Here is a 20,349-nt window from a genome sequence, read left to right as displayed (position 1 = left end):
ACTGTGAACAGTTCTTCGACGGCGTCCGGCGGCGCCGTCGCCACGCCGGGGAACGCGGAGGCATGGCAGAACCTGCGGCCGCTGCCGACGATCGAGCGCACCGGTCCGGACGCCTTCCGTGCTGCGGCGACGCTGACCGCCTCCGTCCCGCTGCATCCCCTCTGGCTGCGTCATCGCGGTGCCCTCCCCGACGACCTGCTGCACCGCCATGGCCACTGATCCGCGCGAGATCACGTGGTCGGAGATGGTGGCTGCGGCCTACGATCACGGCCGGCCCGCCGCCGTCTACGGTGACGTGACCTGGGGCGGCCGCGAACTGCTCGATCGTGCGGCCGGAGCCGCGCACTGGATGGACTCGCTCGGCCTCCCGGAGGGGGAGGCGGTGCCCGCTCTGATCGCCTCCTCGCCCGGGGCTCTCGCGCTCGTGATCGCCGGAGCGGGCGCCGGGCACCCGGTCGCCCCACTGGGGACCCGGATGACGGCGCGCGAGATCGCGGCCGTGGTCGAAGGGCTCGCCGCACCGGTGGTACTGGCCCAGCCGGAGTACGCCGCACTGGGACGCGATGTGGCGGAGCGGACCGGGCGCCGCCTCGTACCCGTACCTCCGTTCGAACCGGGGGAGCGGCTTCTGTCCGCCCGGCCGGCGGACGTCGCCGTCGTGCTGCATACCTCCGGCACCACAGGGGCTCCAAAGCCGGTACCCATGCCCCAGTGGCGTCTGGCCGCCCGAGCGAGGGTCAACGGCGCGCTCTGCGAACTGGGCCCCGACAGCCTCTACGGCGGCAGCGCGCCGTTCCACCATCTCTCCGGTCTGGGGAACGTTGCGGTCGCGCTCGGCGCGGGGGCGCGCATGACCGGGATTCCGCGCTTCACCGTCGAGGGCTGGCGGCATCTGTGCGCCATGGGCGCCACCCACACCAGCATGGTGCCGTCCATGCTGGAGATGCTGCTGGCCGCCGGCGAGCTCGGCCCCGCGCGATGGCGGGTCCTGCAGTACGGCGGTGCCCCCATGCGCCCGCAGACGCTGAGGGCGACGTACGCGGCGGTGCCCGGGGTCCGCATGCTCAACATGTTCGGGCAGACCGAGGGCTCGCCGATCTCGGTGCTGACACCCGCCGACCATCGTGCGGCGGTGGCGGGGCGCGAGGAGCTGCTCCTGTCGGTCGGCCGGGCGGCCCCCGGCGTCGAGCTGCGCATCGACCGTCCCGGTGCGGACGGCGTGGGCGAGGTGCACGCGCGCGGGGACCACCTGTTCGTGCTGGACGCCGAGGGCTGGCTGCACAGCGGGGACCTGGGGCGGATCGACCCGGACGGCTACGTGTACCTGTCCGGCCGCCGCAGCGACATGATCATCCGGGGCGGTGAGAACGTGCATCCGGTGGAGGTGGAGACGGTCCTTGCGGCGCATCCGGGGGTGGCCGACGTCGCCGTGGTGGGCGTGCCGGACGCGCGGCTCGGCCAGACCGTGGCCGCCTTCCTCGTCCCGGCGGACCCGGGCGCGCCGCCGGAGCCCGAGCTGTTGAGGACCTTCGTCCGCGCCGAGCTGTCCGGCTTCAAGGTGCCCGCGTACTGGCACTTCGTCACCGAGTTGCCGCGCAACGCGAACGGCAAGGTCCTCCGCCGCGTGCTGCGTGAGACCGCGCCCCGGTAGGGCGCCCCGTCCGAACGTCCTGCGCACGGTGAACCGAGGCCACCGGCCTGCGGGACGCCCACGATGACCGAGGCGGGCCGTGTCCGGTGTTCCGGACACGGCCCGCCTCGGACCTCAGGCGCCGATGTAGCTGGCGAAGAGATCGCCGCGGAGCAGCTCGCCCGGCTCGCCGTCGTAGCCGATCCGGCCGCGCCGCAGCACGTAGGCGTGTGTGGCGATCTGCAGCACCCGCTGGGCGAACTGGTCCACGACCAGCAAGGACACTCCGCGCGCGGCCAGACCCTCCAGGAACGCGAACACCTCGTCGACGATCACGGGGGCGAGGCCGAGCGACGCCTCGTCCACCAGCACCACCGCGGGATCGCGCAGGAGTGCCTGGGACATGGCCAGCATCTGCTGCTGGCCTCCGCTCAGGGTGCCGGCGGTCTGGTCGAGGCGGCCCGACAGCGCGGGGAACGCCTCGACCGCCCGCTCGACGGCGGTGGGCCCGCCGCGGGGCGCGGCCTGAAGCGCGAGGTTCTCCCGCACCGTGAGATTGCGGAAGATGCCGCGCCCTTCGGGGATGTAGCAGAGCCCGCGTCCGGTACGCCGGTGGGCAGGCAGCCCGCTGACGTCCTCGCCCAGCAACTCGATCCGGCCCGCCTGGACGCGGTTCAGCCCGGCGGCGGTCCGCAGCAGGGTCGATTTGCCGGCGCCGTTGGCTCCGAGCAGGGCGACCACCGCCCCTTTCGGCACGGTCAGCGAGACCCCGTGCAGGACGGTCGTCTCCTCGTAACCCGCCCGCGCCTCGTGCAGCGAGAGCGCCGCAGGTTCGTGAACGGTGGCGGAGCCGCTCATCGCTTGGCCTCCTGAACGTTGTCGACGCCCTCGATCTCGCCCTCGCCCAGGTAGGCCGAGCGCACCACCTCCGAGGACCGGACCGCATCCGGGTCGCCCTCGAACAGCATCTCTCCGAAGTCCAGAACATGGATGTGGGCGCACACGCGCATCACGAGGGACATGTCGTGCTCGACCAGGAGGATGCCCACACCGCGTTCGCGGACGACTTCCTTGAGCACCTCGGCGAAGCGCTCCGTCTCCTCCTGGTCGAGACCGGAGGACGGCTCGTCCAGCAGCAGCACGTCGAACCGGCCCGCCAGGCATCGCGCCAGCTCGACGAGCCGGCGTTCGCCGGTGGAGAGCTCCCCCGCCTGCCGGTCGGCCAGATGGGTGATGCCGCACAACCGCATCGCCTCGACGGCGGCGGCCCGGGTCCGGCGCCACTGCGCGCGCGGCGCGGCCAGCTGCGACCACGGGCGAACGCCGGCCAGGGCGCTCTCGTGGCCGAGCGAGACGTTGTCGGCCACGGTGAGCGAGTCGCACAGGTTCATGATCTGGAAGGTGCGGCCGAGCCCGGCTCGGCCCCGGGCGGCGGGCGGTGTCCGGGTGATGTCCCGGCCGTGCATGGTGACCCGGCCGGAGTCCGGTCTGATCAGGCCGGTGCCGGCGTTGAACATCGTGGACTTGCCCGCGCCGTTCGGGCCGATCAGACCGGTGATCTGTCCGGTGGGCGCATGCAGGTCGACGCCGTTGACGGCGGTCACGCCGCCGAAGCGCACGGTCAGCCCGCGGATCCGGAAGCCGTCGCCCGGGCGGGCGCCGGCCGCCGGCGCGGTCTCCTGCGCGGAGCCGCCGCCGGTCGACGCCGAATCAGCGGTGCGCCGTTTCCCGCCGAGCCGTTCCACGGCCTTGCGGAGGCGCTCGGGCATGGGCGGAGTCCCGCCGGACATGGCCACCTGGACGGCGAACAACCCGAACGCGGCGTTGAGCCAGTAGCCGGTGTCCGCACCGGGGAGGTAGCCGGGGATGACCGCGGTCATCCCGATGAAGACCGCGTACCACGGCTCGGCGAACGGCGCGAGTGCCAGCGTCGCCAGCAGGATGATGGAGTGGAACGAGGTGTAGTGCACGTCGGTCGTCCCCGCCGAGTGCAGGGTCGCCCCGTAGAGGATGCCCGAGATCCCGGCCACGAACGCGGAGAGGCAGAAGACCAGCAGCTTGGTCACGTTGGTGCTGAGGCCCGCCGTGGACACCGCGACCGGTGCCTCGGCCATGCCGCGCAGCATGCGGCCCAGCCGCGCGCGCTGCACGGCGACGGCGCCCGCGCCGATCACCACGACCGTCGCGAGGACGAAGTAGTAGAAGGCGCGGTCGTCCTGCGCGAACGACGGCCGGGGCATGTCACGGCCGTTGCTCAACGGGGTGAACATCCAGTTCAGCGGGTAGAAAAGCCGTTCCACCATGATTCCGAAGCCCAGCGTCGCCAAGGCCAGGAAGAGCCCTGACAGCCGGATCGCGGGCAGCGCGACGAGTGCGCCGACCGGTACCACGATGAGCGCGCCCAGCAGCATCGCCACCAGCCACGGCAGGCCGTGGTCCACGGCCAGCTGGGAGAAGGCGACGGCGCCGATCGCGCCGAAGGCCGCGTGGCACAGGGAGACCTGCCCCGAGGTGCGCACCAGGAGCCCGAGCGACAGGAACATCACGACCTGGGTGAGCCCGACGATGTAGAAGGTCAGCTTCGTGCCGGCGAAGAGCGGGACCGCCGCCAGCAGGGCCACCACCACGACCGCCGCCGCGAGCCGCACCCGGCCGGGCGCCCGCCACTGCGGCGGCGGCCGGTGTTCGACCGCGGACGGTGGCCGGAGCCGGCGCTTGGGGGTGAACAGCAGCGCCGCGACCAGGATCACGAAGGGCAGGCTGGACGGGACACCGGACAGCCAGCTCACGTCCACCAGGTACTTCTTGGTGATGTCGCTGGCCACGCCCAGCACGAGTCCGCCGAGAAGTGTCAGCGGGATGTTGGTGAAGGCGCCCATCGCGGCGGCGCCGAACGCGGTGACCACCAGGAACGTGAGGGCGATCGGCTCCAGTCCCACAAGGGGCAGCAGCAGCACGCCCGAGAGCGCGGCGAACGTGGAACCGATGAGCCAAGCGATCCGCCGCACGCGTACCGGGCTGGTGCCCTTGACGTCGAGGAGGTCCGGGTCGTCCACCACGGCGCGCATCGCCAGCCCGGTCCGGGTGAAACGGAACAGGGCCCACAGCGCGGCGACCGCGACGACGGCGATCGCCGCCGTGAACACGTACTTGTATTGCACGTTGACCGACCCGACCCCGAAGGCTCCCTCCGCGTTCGGCAGGAAACTCTCCACCGTGATGGGGTCGGGACCGTACTTGATCGTCCCAAGGCCCTGCACGAGAAGGATCAGCCCCGCGGTGCCGACGATCTTCATGGGCACCCGCTGCGGGGCCAGCCGGCGGGCGATCAGCTCCATGACCAGCCCCAGCAGGGGACCGGCCAGCAGCACGGTCACCGCCGCCGACACCTGCCAGCCGAGGCCCTGGTTGACGTGCAGCCAGTAGAAGACGTAGGCCGCGACGGTGGCGAGCGCACCGTGGCCGAAGTTGAAGATGCCGGACGTCTTGTAGGTCACGACCAGGCCGGTGCCGATCAGGCCGTACACGGCGCCGATCGCCAGCCCGCTGACGATGAAGGGGATCAGCTCCTGCATCACGGAACTCAGCCCGCGGTGGGGGCGGTCACGCAGTCGGTCTTCAGCGTGCCGCTGGTGACGCTGTTACCGGACGGGCCGGAGAGCGGGGCGCTGGTGAACTTGCCGTTCTCCAGCTTGTACAGCCACACGCAGTTGATGGCAGGGCCGTTCTTGCCCTCCGCGTAGGTCAGCTTCTGGGGCAGCAGGCCGCCGAGGTCCTCGTCCTTGAACGTGTGCAGACCGGCGATGATGTCCTTGCGGGCCGGCTTGTCGCCGACGTTCGCAGCGGCCTTGCGGGTCACCTCGAGAGCGGTCCAGACCGCGGTGGCGGCCGGGTTCTCGTGGTCGGCGTCCGGTGCGTACTTCTGCATGGCGTCGCGGAACTGCTTGACCGGCTGGTCGTCGGCCCACCAGGGGAAGCCCTGGAGACCGCCGGCGAGCTTGACGTTCGGCACCTTGGTGAGCTCGGCGTTGACCGAGCCGGCGGTGGCGCCGAAGTAGCCCTTGTACCCCTGGGCGGTGCAGTCGGAGATGAGCTTGTGGCCGGCCGCCGGGGCGATCGAGATCTGGAGGAAGTCCGTGCCCTTCTCCTTGAGCCGCAGGCACTCGGCCGTGTAGTTGGGCGCCGTCGTCGACACGGCGACCGATCCGGTGAGCTGGAGGCCCACCTGCTGCGCGGCCGGCCCGTACAGGGCGGTGGCCTCCTTGCAGGCGGCGACTTCGGCGCAGTAGGCGGAGCCCCACTTGGTGGCGCCGACCGCCTTGGCCGCGGCGAACTGCGCGAGCACGTTGCCGGGGAACGCCTGAGGCGTGGTGGGGAAGTAGTTCGGGTACCCGGTCCAGATCTTGGTCTGGTAGCCGGTCGCGCCGATGACGGCGACGTCCTGGCCGCCGAGCACGGCGGACACCGGCTGCTCGGTGTTGGCGGCTTCGGTGCTGATCGACAGCACCTGCGGATCCGCGAGGAGTTCCTTGGCGGCGGCCGTCGCGCTGGCGCCGTCGCTCTTGTCGTCCTTGATGACCACCTTGACCGGGTGCCCCGCGATGCCCTGGCCGGCGTTGACCCAGCGCTCCCACGCGAGGGCGGCGTCCGCTCCGCTCTTGCTCGACGAGGAGCTGGCCCCGGTCTTCGACACGATCATCCCGATCTTGATCTCGGACTTGGTGAGGGCGGGGTTGACGGTGCCGCCCGCCGCCTCCTCGCCGGAATCGCCGCAGGCGGCGAGGGTGAGAGCCGCGGCGCTGAGGCAGACGGTTCCGAGCAGGCGAAATGGTCTGGTCATCAGGTGTCTCCCTCGTAGACGGGGCGCCGGTGAAAGAAGGGCGGCGGCCCCGAGGATTGCTCCAGGGCGCGCGCCGGACTCAGAGCCGTGCGCGTGTGAGGAACGTAACAGTGCAACAAGGACAAGTAAAGAGATTCGTTATATATTTAAGCTGTATCCGCGAGATGTCATCCCTGGTGACGGCCTGATGAGGGCCGCACGGGCGACGCCGCTCCCCGCCTGCGGCGAACGTTGATCGACCTGGGAGGCCGTGATGGACCATCGGGACACGGACAGGGCGCGAAGCAGGGCCGCGACGCTGCGGCTGCGCGGGGACCGGCTGCACGGGCGCTCCGCACTGGTGGCCGGCGGGGGTGGTGGCCCGGACCCGGGCTTCCTCGGCACCGGGGCCGCCACCGCGGTTCTTCTCGCCGCTCAGGGAGCCACCGTGGGCGTGCTGGACGCCGACGCCGAGCGTGCGGGGTGGACCTGCGCCCTCATCGAGCGGCAGGGCGGGCGCGCGCTGCCGCTCGCCGCGGACGTGACCGACGAAGCGGCCGTGGAGCGCGCCGTGGAGCATCTCGTGACCGAGACGGGGCGGCTCGACGTGCTCGTCAACAACACCGGCGTCACCGGCGGAGCCGTGAACGACCCGGATCGGCGCCGGTGGGAGCGGGTCGTCGAGATCAACCTGCGCGGGACGATGGTCACGTGCCGCGCCGCGCTGCCGTATCTGCGGGGGGCCGGTGGCGGCTCCATCGTCAACGTCTCCTCGGTCGCGGCCGTCCGCGCCTTCGGGAGCGGCGCCTATGGCGCCTCGAAAGCGGGGGTGATCGCGCTGACCGCGGACCTCGCATACGAGTGGGGCCGCTTTGGGATAAGGGTGAACTGCCTTGTGCCCGGCCACCTGCACACCCCGATCGGGAACCGCGGCGGAGACGAGGGCCGGGAAGCGCGCCGCAAGGCGAACCTGCTGCAGGTCGAGGGCTGCGCATGGGACGTCGCCTGGGCGGCGCTGTTCCTCGCCGGTGACGAGAGCGGCTGGATCACCGCCGCCGTGCTGCCGGTCGACGCGGGTTCCACGGCCGTGACGGCACTGGGCATGCTGCCCCGGATGTGATCCGGATCGGAGCGCCGGCATCCGGACGCCTATGCGTAAGTCGCTCCACCCGATGCCGGTCGGCTCGTGGTGGAACGGCTTACGTGCTGTGGCGGGAATCCCGGCCCGCTGTCCGGTCCGGTCAGGAGGACAGCAGGGGCAGCGCGTTGTCGCGCAGGAACTTCCTGCGGTTCTCCTCGCCGAGGCCGGCGACCTTGTCGAAGTAGTCCCTCGGGTCGGCCAGCCCTTCCGCGTGGGGCCAGTCCGAGCCCATGACCAGCGAGTCCGCGGTCCCGAGCCGGTCGACGAGGCCGAGGATGTCGTCCTCGGGGTAGGGGACCACCTTGACGTGCCCGTGGAACACGCGGCTCGGCCGCTCCGCGAGCTGGCCGCCGAGCCAGACGCCGTTGCGGCCCATGCCGCGGCTCTTGTCCATGTGCTTGAGGAAGTGCGGCACCCATTCGGCGCCGAACTCGCTGACCACGACGTTGATGTTGGGGTAGCGGCCGAAGAGGTTGTCGAAGATCAGCGCGGAGAGGGTGTCGGTGATGGGCCGCTCGCCGTAGGTGTTCTGCCACTGCCAGGCGGAGAACTGGAAGGGCGGGACGAGGCCCCAGCCCCAGTGCGAGGCGACGTCGGCCTGGTAGTGGAATTCGGAGATGTGGAAGGCGACGTGCGCCTTGGCCTCGTTGATCCGCGCCCAGAACGGGTCGAAGTACGGGTCGCCCGGAGACCGGCCGTAGGCCGGGCCTGCGGGGAGCAGGATGAACCGGGCGCCGGCGTCGAGCACCGCCTCCAGTTCGGCGACGGCGTGGTCGAGGTCCCGCAGCGAGAGCATGGCTGGGGCGTAGATGCGGTCCTTGTAGGCGAAGCCCCAGTCCTCGTTCATCCACCTGTTGAAGGAACGCAGGTTGTCGTACAGCGGCTCGATGCCGTCGAGGTAGGCCTCGGCCAGCAGGCCCCAGCCGCCGGGGTACATCAGCGCCCGCTCGATCTCCTGCTCGTCCATCTTGGCCAGGCGGGCGTCCCGGTCGAGGTACTCGTCCTTCATGTCCTCGAAGAACCGCTCGGCGTCCACGGCGTCCCCCTGGGAGCGCTGCCGGAGCATCTCGGCCAGGGAGCCCGGCACGTAGGCCTTGTCCAGATGGTTCTCGAGAGCGTTGACGATCCGGTGGTTGGCCAGCAGGGCCTGGTCTCCGGAGGCGAGCGTCACCGGCTGGACGGCGGTGTCGAGCTTGCCCTTCGGCATGAAGCGGGTGAAGCAGTCCGTGGTCTCGTAGGAGTGGGTGTCGAAGTCGATCATCTGGTACGGGAGTGCGCCGCTCATCGGCCGTCCTCTCTCGCGCGGGAACGTGTGCTCCTCAATATAGCTATATAAATAAAACTTGCTAGCGTTAAGCTCCCCGAGTGAACGTGTGAAGGGCGAGGTGATGGCGCATGACGTCGGTGGACGCGGCGGCTCTGCTGGTGCGCGTGGTCGTGGGGGCGACCATGGCGGCCCATGGCTACAACCACCTGTGGGGAGGAGGCGGCCTGGCCGGAACGGCCCGCTGGTTCGGATCGATGGGGATGCGCCCCCCGAAACTGCACGCGTTGCTGAGCGGCGCCGGTGAGATGGCGGCGGGCGCCGCCCTGGTTCTCGGGCTCCTCACGTCGTTCGCCTGCGCGTTCGTGGTCGGGACGATGGTGGTCGCGGGGGTGGCGGCCCACCGCGGGAACGGATTCTTCGTGTTCAAGGACGGATACGAGTACGTGCTCGTCCTCGCCGTGGTCAATGTGGCCCTCGCCCTGCTCGGCCCTGGGCGGATCTCCCTCGACCGGGTGCTCGGGCTCGACCGCGTCCTGGACGCGGGTGCCGGAGCGCTGACCGCCGGCGGTGCGGGGGTGCTGGGCGCGCTGGTCCTGCTCGCCGCGACATGGCGTCCGGCGGGCGAGGGGGCGGCCACGGGTGCTGATAGCTGAGATTATTCAGCTGAATCAGTTGACTGATTTGTGTGATTCTGGGGATGATGCCCCAAGGACGAGGAGGGCACATGCCGGATGACAGATACCTCGAGCCCGAGGTGGAGACGATGCCTCGGGAAGCGCTCCGGGAAGTGCAGGAACGGCGGATCCTGGAGCTGCTGCCCGCCGCCTACGAGAACTCGTCCTTCTACCGGGAGCTGTGGGACTCCCACGGCGTGCATCCGCGCGACATCAAGACCCTGGAGGATTTCCAGGAGCGGATCCCCTCCTTCAGCAAGGACATGTTGCGCGAGTACCGGGCGCGCTCCGGTGACTCGTACGGGGGATTGCTGTGCGTGGCGCCCTCCGCGCTGACCTCGATCACGTCCAGTTCCGGGACGACGGGAGATCCGGAGTTCTTCGCGGAGATCTGGGACGGAGCCCCGCCCCTGGTCACCGCCCAGCTGCGGGACCTGTGGGAGCTGGGCCTGAGGCCGGGGGACCGGGTGCTCAGCCCGCCGGGAACCTTCCGGAACCTCATGGACTACGGCTACCACGCCCTCGGGGCGGTGGTGATCTCGGCCGACACCTGGTTCGGGCGCATGCCGGAGACGCTGGAGGTGGTCCGGCGCTACCGGCCGGCGTACATCCAGCTCATGTACCCGCAGCTCGTCGAACTGGAGCACCTGGAGCACGAGCACGACCTGAAGGAGATCTTCTCGTCCCTGAAGGGGGCCGCGTGCGCAGGGCAGCCGATCAGCCCGCGGATGCGGCGGAAGGTGCAGGACGAGTGGGGCATCGAGCTCTTCGAGTACACGAGCGCGGCCGACACCGGTACCGCCTGGGAATGCCGCGAGCACGACGGCTTCCACCTGTGGGAGGACACGGTCTTCGCCGAGTGCCTGGACCCTTCGACCCACGAGCCGGTGGACGACGGTGCGATGGGCGAGCTGGTCGCCACCGACCTCGACAACCGGGCCGCGCCGCTCATCAGGTACCGCAGCGAGGACCTGGTGCGCCTCACCCGGAACGGTTGCGCCTGCGGGCGCACGCACGCGCGCATGTGGGTGGCCGGCAGGCGCGGCGACGAGACCGTGGTCCAGGGAAGGCCCGTGGTCCTGCGCGATGTGTGGCAGGCCGTGGAGGCGGAGCCGGAGACGGCGGCCGGGGTCTTCCAGATCGTCCGGTCTTCGCGCGAGGTGGAGCGGCTGCACGTCCGGGTCGGGTACGACCCGTCCGCCACCGCGGACACCGGTGACCTGGCCGAGCGCCTCCGCGAGGGCATCGGCAAGCGGACCGGTGTGGAGCCGGATCTGGAACTGCATACCGAGGAGGAGCTGATGTCGACCGTGCGGAGCGTGGCGAAGTTCCCGAGGGTGGTGAAGCAGTGATGGTGCGCAGGGACACGCTCGCCCGCGCCTGCATGCTCGATCACCCGCCCACCGCGTACCTCGTCCCCGTCAAGCGGCCGGACGGCGTCGCGGAGTACGAGGTCACCTGGGACGACCTCGCCCGGGACGCCGCCTGGACGCAGGAGCGGCTGCAGGCGCTGGGCCTTGAACGCGGCCACTGTGCCCTGGTGAGCTTCTCGGGTCACGAGGGAGCCTGGTTCCAGCCGGTCATCGAGGCGCTGCGCAACCTCGGGGCGACCTACGGGACGGCGGAGGCGATGGGGTGGGACCACGCGCGCACCAGGGTCTTCCATCGCGAGCTGGACCTGCACGCGGTGCTCGGACTCTCGACCGACACCCTTGAGGCGCTGAGCGGCCAGGTCATGATCGGCGATCTCTTCCGCGACACGCCGGTCATCCTGGTCCGTCCCGGAGCGGCCGAGCGGCTGCGCGCGGCCGGCGTGCGAGCGGGGATCATCGCTCCGCTGGGGCCGGCACTGGCGATCGAGTGCGCCGAGCGCTCGGGCGCCCACGTCAACCGATCGGAATGGCACGTGTCGGAACGGGACGGCGTCCTCGCCGTGGCCGCCGTCAGGGAGAAGCGCGCCACCGGCCTGGACGAGATCGTCCTGGACACGGCGGGCCGCGTCCTCACCGAGCGCTGCGCCTGTGGCAGCGACGACCCCCGTGTAGTCCTCGGCTGAGCGGTCCGTGAGCAGGCATGGCCTGGCCCCGGACGATGCGGAAGCACCGTCCGGGGCCACGTCGTTTCCGGTCGGCGGCATGAGCACTCCGCTGAATCCGGCCCGATCGGCACCGCTCAGACTGAACCGGTACGGCCCGCCGCAAGCGCGGCGGGCCGTACCGGGTGGCGTCCGGAAGATCAGATCCCGAGCCGCTCCAGGAGCCGCTCGTGGGACGCGGACGGCCCCCCGAACAGCAGCTGTGCGGACTTGGCCCGGCGGAAGTACAGGTGCGCCGGGTGCTCCCAGGTGAATCCGATGCCGCCGTGGACGTGGATGTTCTCCGTCGCGGCGGCCAGGTACGCACGGGAGCACGTCAGGTGGGCGGCGGCGGCCGCCGCGGCGAACCCCGCGTCCTCCAGGTCGGCGAGCCGCGCCGCCTCCCGCGCGGCGGCCTGTGCCAGCTCCACCTGGACCAGCATGTCCGCGCACTTGTGCTTGACCGCCTGGAAGCTGCCGATGAGGCGGCCGAACTGGACACGGGTGCCCGCGTAGGCGGTGCTGCTCTCCAGGCACCGTGCCGCGCCGCCGGCCTGCTCGGCGGCCAGTCCCACGGCGGCGAAGTCGAGGATGCGTGCCATCAGCCGCCCACCCGCGCCGTCGGCGCCCGCCAGGAGGGCGGGCGTGCGGTCCATGCGCAGCCGTGCCATGGCCCTGGTCGCGTCCAGCGTCTCCATCGGCTCCGCGGTGAGACCCGGGGCGTCGCGGTCGACGGTGAAGAGGGACGGCCCCGCCGTGGTGCGCGCGATCACCAGCAGCAGGTCGGCCGACGTGCCGTCGATCACGAAGGACTTCGTCCCGGTCAGCTCCCACCCTCCGGCGGCGTCCTCGCTCCGCCGGACGGCCTTCGTGGTGATCTGCACCGGGTCCCAGGCGCCGGTCCGTTCCGCGACCGCGAGGGCGGCCGTCGTCGTCCCCGCCGCGATCCCCGGGAGGTGGCGGGCGCACGCGTCGGCGTCGCCCGAGGCGAGCAGCGCCTGCGCGGCGAGCACCACGGTCGCGAAGAACGGCGAGCAGACCAGGGCCCGGCCCATCTCCTCCAGTACCGCGCCCAGTGCGACGTGGCCGAAGCCGTCCCCGCCGTACTCCTCGGGGATCGCGAGCCCTGGCAGGCGGAGCTGCTCCGCCATCTGCGCCCACACCTGTGGGTCGTACCTGGGCTCGCTCTCCATCGCCTTGCGGACGGCCTCCTCCGGCGACTTGGCGTCGAGGAAGGACCGCACGGCGGATCGCAGCTCGTCCAGCTCGGTCTCGGAGAGTTCGGCGACCTCGCTCATGCCGTCTCCTTCCCGGACCCGGAACGGCGCAGCTCACGGAACGGCGACCTGGTGTCGATCCCCGGTTCCCTGGGCAGGCCGAGCACACGCTCGGCGAGGATGTTCTTCATGATCTCTTCGGTCCCTCCGAGGATGCGCAGGGCGGGCGTGGCGAGCAGCAGCTCCGACCACGCGTAGGTGCCCCACTCGCCCGAGTCCGCGATGGCGCGCGGGCCGAACACGTCGGTGACCAGATGCGCGGCGCGGGTGAGGTTCTGGGCGTACATCAGCTTGGACACCGACATCTCCGGGCCGGGCGTCACACCGGCCCGCATACTCCGCCTCGCCCGTGCGTTGAGGTGGTCGGTGGCCATCACGTCCGCCAGCAGCTCGGCCACCCGTCCCCGGACCCCGTGGTCGTCCAGCGTCCACGTGGCCCGCATCACCGCGGCCAGCCGTTCCGGTGACAGCGCCCCGGCGGCCGGCCCGCCGTCGTCGCCGCCGACGGTGGCGCGCTCGTTCATCAGCGTGGTGAGCGCCACCGTCCAGCCGCCGTTCACCTCGCCCAGCCTGTGATCGTCCGGAACCCGGACCTCGTTGAGGAACACCTCGTTGAAGTCGGATCCGCCGGTCATCTGGCGGAGCGGACGCACCTCGACACCCGGAAGGGTCATGTCGACCAGGAACGCGGTGATGCCCTTGTGCTTGGGGGCGTCGGGATCGGTGCGGGTCAGTGCCAGGCCGATCCGGCTGTGGTGCGCCACCGACGTCCACACCTTCTGGCCGCCGACGACCCACGTGTCCCCGTCGCGGACCGCGCGGGTCTGCACGCTCGCCAGGTCGGACCCCGCCTCGGGCTCGCTGAACAGCTGGCAGGCGATGGCATCGCCCCGGTACATCTCGGGTAGCCAGCGGTCCTTCACGTGCGGCCGGGCGTGGGCGAGGATCGTCGGCCCGATCATGCCCAGGCCGACGACGCTGAGGACGCCGGTGTCCGGCACGCCGTACTCCGCCTCGACGGCGTTGTAGACCATCTCGTGCACCGGGGTCAGCCCCCGGCCGCCGTACTCACCGGGACCGGTGATCCAGCCGAAGCCGTTCTCGTAGCGCGTGCGCTGCCAGTCCCGCGCCTCCTGGATCTTGCGCTTCTCCACCTCGGGCGGATCCGAGCTGAAGTAGGCCACCCGATCGTCGCCCGTACCCCAGGCGGACGCCTTGCCCTCTCCTCTGCCCGCTCCCTCGCCCCCGGCCGCGGCGTGGGCGTCGAGGAAGGCGCGGACCTCGGCGGTGAACGCCGGCAGGTCGCCGACGCCGCCGGCGGTTTCGTGGGCCATCGGTGTGCTCCTTGGACGTTTCGCCGGCCGCGTGGGCCGGGTCAGGTGGACAGGATGGTGACGGCGGAGACGCCGGGCGCCCCGTACAGGTGCGTGTAGCCGACCCGAGGCGAGCCCGGGACCTGCCGTGCTCCCGCGGTGCCGCGCAGCTGGTGCACGATCTCGTGGATCTGGCGGAGGCCGGACGCGCCGATGGGCTCGCCGTTGCCGATCAGGCCGCCGTCGGTGTTGACCGGGAGCCGCCCTCCGGGCTCGGTCGCCCCCTCGGCGATGAGGAGCTCCTGCTCGCCGTCCTTGCACAGCCCGTTCTCGGCCATGTGGATGATCTCGGAGCCGGCGTCGGTGTCCTGGAGCTGCGCGATCTGGACGTCCTCGGGGCCGATCCCCGCCGCCTCGTAGGCCGCCTGGGAGGCGTCCACGCTCGGGCTCGGCGCGTGCTCTCCGGCGGGCATCGCCGGGCTCTGCACCTCGAAGGCCCCCAGCCTCCGGCTGCGCAGGACGCTCGCCCGGACGCGCACAGGGGTGGACGTGTACTTGTGCGCCCGGTCCGCGCGGCACAGCACGACGGCCGCCGCGCCTTCGTCCGGGCCGCAGTACATGTACTGCCGGAGCGGGTGGTTCAGCATCGGGGACGCGAGGATCTCATCCACGGTCAGCGGCGTGCGCCGCCACGCCTTCTCGTTGCCGGCGGCGTTGCGGAAGTTCTTGGCGGCGACCCGGGCCAGCGTCCGCTCGGTGATGGCGTGATCGTGCATGTAGCGGTTGATCTTCATGCCGAAGAAATGGGTCGTGAGGAACATGCCGGTCTGCCCGTACCAGTCGGGCAGGCCCGCGACCGAGGGGTCCGCCGCGAACGCGCCGCGCGGATGCTTGTCCATGCCGATGGCGATGGCGAGATCGTGCTCGCCGGTCTCGATGGCCCTGGCGGCCATCGAGACCGCGGTGCCGGCCGTCGCGCAGCCGTTGAACACGCCGCGCAGGGGGATGCCCGTCAGGCCGAGCCGGCCGACGATGGCGTCGGGGTTGGACACCTCCAGGCTGCCGATGAAGCCGCCCTGGATCTGGGGCCACGTGACGCCCGCGTCCGCCAGTGCGAGCCGGACGGCCTCGGCGCCCATGTCCATGGCCGACTTCCCGGGGAAGCGCCCGAACGGGTGCAGCCCGACGCCGATGATGACCGCTTCCATCACGCCTCCTCAGCGGCGCCGGCCGGCGCGAACGCGAACGTCAGGATCTGCGTGCCGTCGTCGGCGACGCTGTAGGGGACGACCACCATGCGCATCGGCTGCCCGATGGTCAGGGCCGCGGGGTCGGGTTCGGTCAGCCGGGCCTCCACCAGGACACCGTCCGGCAGTTCGATGTAGCCGACCGTGTACGACCGGAAGGTCTCGGCGGTGTCGTTGCCGTCATAGGGCGGTGACGGCGGGCGGAACCCCTGGGTCGTGAACGTCCACAGCGTCCCCTCGTTCGACAGCGTCCGGCGGGCGGTCTCCTCGCTGCCGCAGCGCGCGCACTGGCCGGCCGCGGGGAAGGCGACCAGCCCGCAGCCGGCACACTGCGAGCCGATGAGTCCCGGGTCGTCGGAGGGCCAGGTGAAGAGCTCCTCGGCGACCGGCTTGGCCTTGGTCTTCGTCATCGACGACTCCTTCGTTCCGGGCCGGGCCCGGCGATGTCATCCCGTCCGCAGCGTATCCAGAAAGAGCTAGATATGTAAATTAGTTAGCCTTTTTGTGTTCTTGGCGACGATGGTGGCCCGAGGGGGCCGGGAGGGGCGGCCGGAGTGGCCTGGATCACAATGCCGGGGTCTTGACGGAAGCCGCCGCACAAAGGGGGATCCTGATACTCTTGTTGCGCTAGTTGAAATCATCTGACTGTTCTTGCAAGGCGTCCGGAGGGGTGTCAGAAGTGGCTGAGGTAGCGCGGGCCGTTCCATCGACGGAGGTCTCCGCCGTGCCCGCCGCGGGGCGTGCGCGAGTGGGCCGCCGGGTCCGGGTGCCCAAGACGGCGGAACTCGTGGCGAGCGCGTTGCGTCGTCAGATCATCCGTGGCGAGCTGGCGGTGGACGACGTCCTGCCGTCGGAGTCGGCGCTGATGGAGCAGTTCGGGGTGTCGCGCCCCACCCTGCGTGAGGCGTTCCGGGTGCTGGAGTCCGAGTCGCTGATCACGGTGCGCCGCGGCGTGCACGGCGGGGCGCGTGTGAGCGCTCCCGATCCCGAGGTGGCGGCACGGTACGCGGGACTGATCCTGGAGTACCGCCACACATCGCTGGGCGACGTGTTCGGGGCGAGCGCGATCATCGAACCGGCGTGCGTGCGTGCGCTGGCGCAGAAGCCGCCTGCGGGCGCCGTCGCCCGGCTGCGGGAGGCGCTGGACGCGGAGAAGGCCGTGCTGGAGGATCCGGACGCCCTGGTGGAGGCGCAGGACCGGTTCCACGGGCTCCTGGTGGAGCTGACCGGGAACCAGACCCTGATCCTTCTGGCCGGGATGCTGAGGTACATCGTGGACCGCGCGAACGCGGCGCATGTCGCCGCGGAGGGCTCCGACCCCGAGCACACGGCGCAGGCGCGCAAGGGGCACCGGGCGCATGTGCGGCTGGTGAACCTGATCGAGGCCGGCAAGGCCGAGGAGGCGGCCAAGCTGTGGCATCGCCACATCACCGCGGCCGACGACGTGGTCAATTCCGCCGGGCCCAAGACCCTCCTCGAACTCATCGACTGACCGCGTCGTCCTCCGTCGCGCACGCGCCGTCCCATTCGCTCAGAGGTCGAGCGGGTTCTTCCGCCCCACCGCCTCGAAGTCGGGACGGCGCTTCTCCCTGTGCGAGGCCACGCCCTCCAGGACCTCCGGCCCGCCGAACCCGAGGAACTCGAGGCCGAGGGAGGCCTCGAAGATCGGGGAGGCGGAGCGGTACCAGTGGTTGAGGGAACGCTTGGTCCAGCTGATGGCGCTGACCGAGCCCGCGGCGAGGCCGGTGGCCACGCGCAGGGCCTCGTCCTGCTCGCCGCCGTCGTCGACGCATTTGGACACCAGACCGATCCGCTCGGCCTCCTCACCCGTGAGCGCCTCGCAGGTCAGCAGGTAGTACTTGGCCTTGGCCATGCCGCACAGCAGAGGCCAGCAGATGGCGGCATGGTCGCCCGCGGCGACGCCCAGCCGGGTGTGCCCGTCGACGATCTTCGCGGTGCGGCCGGCGATGGAGATGTCCGCCATCATGCCGATCACCAGCCCGGCTCCGACCGCGGGCCCGTGAATGGCCGACACCACCGGCTTGGCGCAGTTCAGCACGCCGTAGACCATGTCGCGGGCCTCCCGCATCACCCGGACGCGCACCGCGTAGTCCTCGACCATCGCCCCGATGGAGTCGAAGGTGCCTCCGGCGGAGAACGCCTTGCCGGCGCCCTGGACCACGACGGCGCGCGTCTCGGCGTCACGGTCGATGACCGGCCACACGTCGGCCAGTTCGCGGTGCATCCGCGGGCCCACGGCGTTGAGGTTGGGGGCGTCCAGGACGAGCCGCAGCACGCCGGCGGCGGGACGGTCGAACTTCAGCGAGCCGAACCCGTCGTAAAGGTCGGTCATGGCATCTCCAATTCAGGCGGAACGGTCGGTGTGCGGGCCTGTGCCCCGAGGGCCTTCTAGGCCGGACGCGGCTCGCGGGGCAGGCCGAGCACCTTCTCGGCGAGGATGTTGCGCTGCACCTGGGAGGTGCCGGCGTAGATCGTCCCGGAGCGGGCGATCAGGTACGTGGCCGCCCAGGAGCCGGAGGAGTTCGCGGCGCCGGGATCGTCGGTGCGGTAGGTCCGCAGCGGTGGCCGGCCGGTGGGCACCTGGGCGTGCATGCCCATGATGTCCATGGCCAGGTCGGTGACCTGGAGGTGGTACTCGCTCCAGTAGAGCTTGGCGATGGACGACTCGGGGCCGGGCTCGGCGCCCTTGAGCCATCCGGTCAGGATCCGGTGGCCGAGATGGCGCATGATCTCCACCTTCGACCAGCACCAGGCGATGCGCTGGCGGATCACGGGATCGCGGTCCCTGCCGTACGTCCGCGCCAGCTCGAGCAGTCGTTCGAGCTCGGCCTTGAAGAGGATGGGGTTGGTGGCGGCCTCCTCGCCGCGTTCGACCCCGAGCAGACTCTGGGCCACCGTCCAGCCGTTGCCGGCTCCTCCGACGACGAGGTCGGCCCGGGTGCGCGCCCCGGTGAAGAACACCTCGTTGAAGTGCATCTGCCCGCCGGCCATCCGGAACGGCCGCACCTCCACGCCAGGCTGGTCCAGCGGCACCAGGAGGAACGAGATGCCGCGGTGCTTGGGAGCCGCCTGGTCGGTCCGGGCCAGGACGAAGATCCAGTCGCTGTGGTGGGCTCCGGAGGTCCACACCTTCTGCCCGTTGATGACCCACTCCCCACACGCCTCACCGTCCCCCTTGTCCAGGTCGGCGCGGGTGGTCAGCGAGGCCAGGTCGGATCCGGCGTCCGGTTCCGAGTAGCCCTGGCACCATGTGTCCTCGCCGCTCAGGATTCGGGGCAGGAAGTGCTTCTTCTGCTCCTCCGTGCCCCAGCGCAGCAGCGTGTTCGCCAGCATCTTGAGACCGAAGGTGTCCTGCGGCAGGCCGAAGGGGACGCCGGCGCGGGCCAGTTCCTCCATCAGCACGACCTGGTGCAGTTTCGAAAGGCCGCGGCCCCCGTACTCCTCCGGCCAGGCGATCGACAGGTATCCGCGTCCGGCGAGCAGTTCACGCCATCTCCGGGCGAACTCCCACGCGGCCTCCTCGTCCAGTGCTCCGATTCCGGGCCAGTCCGCCGGAAGGCGCTCGGCGAGGAAGCCCTTGACCTCCGCCCGGAACGCCTCGGCCTCGGGCGGGTAGCTGATGTCCACGGAGCCCTCTCCTCACCACGTTAGTAGTTAAATGATTGTACTAGATAGTCGCCAGTGAACTCGATCGAGCGCGGGTTCCTGGACGTGACGCCGCGTCACAGGCCGATCGCCTGTGCCAGCAGCTCCCGGTGGTAGGCGGAGTCGCCCAGCAGGAGTTGCGAAGTCTTCGCGCGCTTGAAGTACAGGTGCGCGGGATGCTCCCAGGTGAACCCGATGCCGCCGTGGACCTGGATGTTGTCCTGGGTGGCCTTCACGCACGCGTCCGAGCAGAACGCCTTGGCGAGGCTCGCCGCCGCGGGCAGGTCCGGATCGCCGTTCTGCGCGGCCAGCAGAGCGGCGTAGGCCGCCGCCCTGGCGGACTCGACCTCCAGGAGCACATCGGCCAGGAGATGCTTGACGGCCTGGAAGGAACCGATCGCCCGGCCGAACTGATGCCGCACCTTCGCGTACTCCACCGCCATGTCCAGCGCCCGGGAGGCCACGCCGACCTGCTCGGCCGCCAAGGCCGCGGCGCTGTGGCGCAGAACCAGCTCGACGAGTTCCCATGCGTCGCCCCGGGTGCGCAACCGATGCGCCCGGACGCCCTGGTACTCAAGGCGGGCCTGCCGCCGTGTGGGGTCGAGCGTGGGCAGGACGGTGCGAGTGAGCCCGGTGGCGTCACCGTCCACCCGGAAGACGCCGATCTCGTCGGCGGTCCGTGCCACGGTCAGGACGATGCCGGCCTGCGCGCCGTCGAGGACGAAGGTCTTGTGCCCGTCGAGCAGCCAGCCGCCGTCCTGGCAGGGGCGGGCCGCCAGCGTGACGCCTTGGCGGTCCCACCGCGCCGAATCCTCGGTCAGCGCCAGCGTCCCGACGCGCTCCCCGGCGGCCAGGGCGGGGAGGAGTTCCGAGCGAGCCTCCTCATCGTCGCTGTGCAGCAGCGCGGTCGTGGCCTGCACCGCGGAGGCCAGGTACGGCGCGCACAGCAGGGCGCGCCCCATCTCCTCCATGACCAGCCCGACCTCGACGGGACCGGCGCCCGCACCGCCGTGGCGCTCCGGCACCGCGAGCCCCTGCAGGCCGAGTTCGGCTCCCATCCGCTTCCACAGCGCGGGGTCGTGCCCGGCCTCGGTCTCCATGACGCGGCGCATCTCGGATTCCGGCGCCGTGGCCTCAAGGAACGCGCGCACCGTCCGGCGCAGCTCCTCCTGGGCCTCGTCGAAGGCGAAGTCCATTTCCACTCCTGATGCGATCGGTGTGCCGCGGTGTGACGGCGAATC

At 71.1% G+C, this 20,349-nt stretch carries 18 protein-coding genes; 7 read left to right on the top strand and 11 right to left on the bottom strand.

Annotation, left to right across the window (positions count from 1 at the left end):
* Window positions 1-3: 3 nt before the first annotated feature.
* Both ACQPZP_RS25830 and ACQPZP_RS25825 read left to right on the top strand, forming a co-directional pair.
* The gene (locus ACQPZP_RS25830; RefSeq protein WP_433472298.1) at window positions 4-219 is read left to right on the top strand and encodes a hypothetical protein; all 216 of its coding nucleotides are present in this window, start codon (window positions 4-6) and stop codon (window positions 217-219) included.
* The gene (locus ACQPZP_RS25825) at window positions 209-1,651 is read left to right on the top strand and encodes a class I adenylate-forming enzyme family protein (RefSeq protein ID WP_433472297.1); all 1,443 of its coding nucleotides are present in this window, start codon (window positions 209-211) and stop codon (window positions 1,649-1,651) included. The genes ACQPZP_RS25830 and ACQPZP_RS25825 overlap by 11 nt, the downstream gene beginning before the upstream one ends.
* Window positions 1,652-1,765: 114 nt before the next feature.
* On the opposite strand, the gene ACQPZP_RS25820 is transcribed toward ACQPZP_RS25825, so the two are convergent.
* From ACQPZP_RS25820 to ACQPZP_RS25810, 3 genes are read right to left on the bottom strand one after another with little or no spacing between them, the layout of a single operon-like run.
* Window positions 1,766-2,488: an ABC transporter ATP-binding protein gene (locus ACQPZP_RS25820; RefSeq protein ID WP_433472296.1), complete on the bottom strand. Its 723-nt coding sequence runs from the start codon at window positions 2,486-2,488 to the stop codon at window positions 1,766-1,768.
* Complete coding sequence (locus ACQPZP_RS25815; protein ID WP_433472295.1) at window positions 2,485-5,205, bottom strand: ABC transporter permease subunit; 2,721 nt, start codon at window positions 5,203-5,205, stop codon at window positions 2,485-2,487. The genes ACQPZP_RS25820 and ACQPZP_RS25815 overlap by 4 nt, the downstream gene beginning before the upstream one ends.
* Window positions 5,206-5,213: 8 nt before the next feature.
* Window positions 5,214-6,470 (bottom strand): ABC transporter substrate-binding protein, encoded by a 1,257-nt coding sequence (locus ACQPZP_RS25810; RefSeq protein ID WP_433472294.1) that lies wholly within the window; start codon window positions 6,468-6,470, stop codon window positions 5,214-5,216.
* Window positions 6,471-6,723: 253 nt separating this feature from the next.
* Between ACQPZP_RS25810 and ACQPZP_RS25805 the strand changes: the two genes are divergently transcribed.
* Window positions 6,724-7,569, top strand: a complete 846-nt coding sequence (locus ACQPZP_RS25805; RefSeq protein ID WP_433472293.1) for an SDR family NAD(P)-dependent oxidoreductase — start codon at window positions 6,724-6,726, stop codon at window positions 7,567-7,569.
* Window positions 7,570-7,690: 121 nt separating this feature from the next.
* Here ACQPZP_RS25805 and ACQPZP_RS25800 read toward each other — a convergent pair whose 3' ends face one another.
* A complete protein-coding gene (locus ACQPZP_RS25800) occupies window positions 7,691-8,875 on the bottom strand; it encodes an amidohydrolase family protein (RefSeq protein ID WP_433472292.1) in 1,185 nt (394 codons plus the stop codon).
* Window positions 8,876-8,985: 110 nt separating this feature from the next.
* Here ACQPZP_RS25800 and ACQPZP_RS25795 point away from each other — a divergent pair, with 110 nt between their 5' ends.
* The 3 genes from ACQPZP_RS25795 (at window position 8,986) to ACQPZP_RS25785 (ending at window position 11,587) form a co-directional block, all read left to right on the top strand.
* Window positions 8,986-9,510: a DoxX family protein gene (locus ACQPZP_RS25795; protein WP_433472291.1), complete on the top strand. Its 525-nt coding sequence runs from the start codon at window positions 8,986-8,988 to the stop codon at window positions 9,508-9,510.
* A gap of 71 nt (window positions 9,511-9,581) precedes the next feature.
* A complete protein-coding gene (locus ACQPZP_RS25790) occupies window positions 9,582-10,883 on the top strand; it encodes a phenylacetate--CoA ligase family protein (RefSeq protein ID WP_433472290.1) in 1,302 nt (433 codons plus the stop codon).
* Window positions 10,880-11,587, top strand: coding sequence for a hypothetical protein (locus tag ACQPZP_RS25785; protein ID WP_433472289.1), 708 nt, complete (start codon window positions 10,880-10,882; stop codon window positions 11,585-11,587). Before ACQPZP_RS25790 ends, ACQPZP_RS25785 begins: the two co-directional genes overlap by 4 nt.
* 179 nt (window positions 11,588-11,766) lie before the next feature.
* Here the strand turns inward: ACQPZP_RS25785 and ACQPZP_RS25780 are convergent, their stop codons facing one another.
* From ACQPZP_RS25780 to ACQPZP_RS25765, 4 genes are read right to left on the bottom strand one after another with little or no spacing between them, the layout of a single operon-like run.
* Window positions 11,767-12,903 carry an acyl-CoA dehydrogenase family protein gene (locus tag ACQPZP_RS25780; protein WP_433472288.1) on the bottom strand — a complete coding sequence of 379 codons (1,137 nt, stop codon included), beginning with the start codon at window positions 12,901-12,903 and terminating at the stop codon, window positions 11,767-11,769.
* Window positions 12,900-14,216 (bottom strand): acyl-CoA dehydrogenase family protein, encoded by a 1,317-nt coding sequence (locus ACQPZP_RS25775; RefSeq protein WP_433472287.1) that lies wholly within the window; start codon window positions 14,214-14,216, stop codon window positions 12,900-12,902. The genes ACQPZP_RS25780 and ACQPZP_RS25775 overlap by 4 nt, the downstream gene beginning before the upstream one ends.
* 41 nt (window positions 14,217-14,257) lie before the next feature.
* Window positions 14,258-15,403: a thiolase family protein gene (locus tag ACQPZP_RS25770; protein WP_433472286.1), complete on the bottom strand. Its 1,146-nt coding sequence runs from the start codon at window positions 15,401-15,403 to the stop codon at window positions 14,258-14,260.
* Window positions 15,403-15,852 carry a Zn-ribbon domain-containing OB-fold protein gene (locus ACQPZP_RS25765; RefSeq protein ID WP_433472285.1) on the bottom strand — a complete coding sequence of 150 codons (450 nt, stop codon included), beginning with the start codon at window positions 15,850-15,852 and terminating at the stop codon, window positions 15,403-15,405. The genes ACQPZP_RS25770 and ACQPZP_RS25765 overlap by 1 nt, the downstream gene beginning before the upstream one ends.
* A 269-nt stretch (window positions 15,853-16,121) precedes the next feature.
* Between ACQPZP_RS25765 and ACQPZP_RS25760 the strand changes: the two genes are divergently transcribed.
* Window positions 16,122-16,934, top strand: a complete 813-nt coding sequence (locus tag ACQPZP_RS25760; RefSeq protein WP_433472284.1) for a FadR/GntR family transcriptional regulator — start codon at window positions 16,122-16,124, stop codon at window positions 16,932-16,934.
* A gap of 39 nt (window positions 16,935-16,973) precedes the next feature.
* Here the strand turns inward: ACQPZP_RS25760 and ACQPZP_RS25755 are convergent, their stop codons facing one another.
* The 3 genes from ACQPZP_RS25755 to ACQPZP_RS25745 all read right to left on the bottom strand — a co-directional run bounded on the left by ACQPZP_RS25755 (window position 16,974) and on the right by ACQPZP_RS25745 (window position 20,304).
* Entirely contained in the window at window positions 16,974-17,795 is an 822-nt protein-coding gene (locus ACQPZP_RS25755) for an enoyl-CoA hydratase/isomerase family protein (RefSeq protein ID WP_433472283.1), read from the bottom strand.
* A gap of 56 nt (window positions 17,796-17,851) precedes the next feature.
* Window positions 17,852-19,090, bottom strand: a complete 1,239-nt coding sequence (locus ACQPZP_RS25750; RefSeq protein ID WP_433472282.1) for an acyl-CoA dehydrogenase family protein — start codon at window positions 19,088-19,090, stop codon at window positions 17,852-17,854.
* Between the two features lie 95 nt (window positions 19,091-19,185).
* Window positions 19,186-20,304 carry an acyl-CoA dehydrogenase family protein gene (locus tag ACQPZP_RS25745; protein WP_433472281.1) on the bottom strand — a complete coding sequence of 373 codons (1,119 nt, stop codon included), beginning with the start codon at window positions 20,302-20,304 and terminating at the stop codon, window positions 19,186-19,188.
* Between the last annotated feature and the right edge of the window lie 45 nt (window positions 20,305-20,349).

It is taken from the genome of Spirillospora sp. CA-142024 (assembly GCF_050942325.1).
Classification (GTDB): Bacteria; Actinomycetota; Actinomycetes; order Streptosporangiales; family Streptosporangiaceae; genus Spirillospora.
This window is presented reverse-complemented; position numbering and strand designations above follow the sequence as displayed.

What these genes read in the sequence shown, in the direction of transcription:
- ACQPZP_RS25825 (WP_433472297.1), top strand. Translation starts at nt 209, where the DNA reads ATGGCCACTGATCCGCGCGAGATCACGTGGTCGGAGATGGTGGCTGCG.
- ACQPZP_RS25820 (WP_433472296.1), bottom strand. Translation starts at nt 2,488, where the DNA reads ATGAGCGGCTCCGCCACCGTTCACGAACCTGCGGCGCTCTCGCTGCAC.
- ACQPZP_RS25815 (WP_433472295.1), bottom strand. Translation starts at nt 5,205, where the DNA reads ATGCAGGAGCTGATCCCCTTCATCGTCAGCGGGCTGGCGATCGGCGCC.
- ACQPZP_RS25810 (WP_433472294.1), bottom strand. Translation starts at nt 6,470, where the DNA reads ATGACCAGACCATTTCGCCTGCTCGGAACCGTCTGCCTCAGCGCCGCG.
- ACQPZP_RS25805 (WP_433472293.1), top strand. Translation starts at nt 6,724, where the DNA reads ATGGACCATCGGGACACGGACAGGGCGCGAAGCAGGGCCGCGACGCTG.
- ACQPZP_RS25800 (WP_433472292.1), bottom strand. Translation starts at nt 8,875, where the DNA reads ATGAGCGGCGCACTCCCGTACCAGATGATCGACTTCGACACCCACTCC.
- ACQPZP_RS25795 (WP_433472291.1), top strand. Translation starts at nt 8,986, where the DNA reads ATGACGTCGGTGGACGCGGCGGCTCTGCTGGTGCGCGTGGTCGTGGGG.
- ACQPZP_RS25790 (WP_433472290.1), top strand. Translation starts at nt 9,582, where the DNA reads ATGCCGGATGACAGATACCTCGAGCCCGAGGTGGAGACGATGCCTCGG.
- ACQPZP_RS25780 (WP_433472288.1), bottom strand. Translation starts at nt 12,903, where the DNA reads ATGAGCGAGGTCGCCGAACTCTCCGAGACCGAGCTGGACGAGCTGCGA.
- ACQPZP_RS25775 (WP_433472287.1), bottom strand. Translation starts at nt 14,216, where the DNA reads ATGGCCCACGAAACCGCCGGCGGCGTCGGCGACCTGCCGGCGTTCACC.
- ACQPZP_RS25770 (WP_433472286.1), bottom strand. Translation starts at nt 15,403, where the DNA reads ATGGAAGCGGTCATCATCGGCGTCGGGCTGCACCCGTTCGGGCGCTTC.
- ACQPZP_RS25765 (WP_433472285.1), bottom strand. Translation starts at nt 15,852, where the DNA reads ATGACGAAGACCAAGGCCAAGCCGGTCGCCGAGGAGCTCTTCACCTGG.
- ACQPZP_RS25755 (WP_433472283.1), bottom strand. Translation starts at nt 17,795, where the DNA reads ATGACCGACCTTTACGACGGGTTCGGCTCGCTGAAGTTCGACCGTCCC.
- ACQPZP_RS25745 (WP_433472281.1), bottom strand. Translation starts at nt 20,304, where the DNA reads ATGGACTTCGCCTTCGACGAGGCCCAGGAGGAGCTGCGCCGGACGGTG.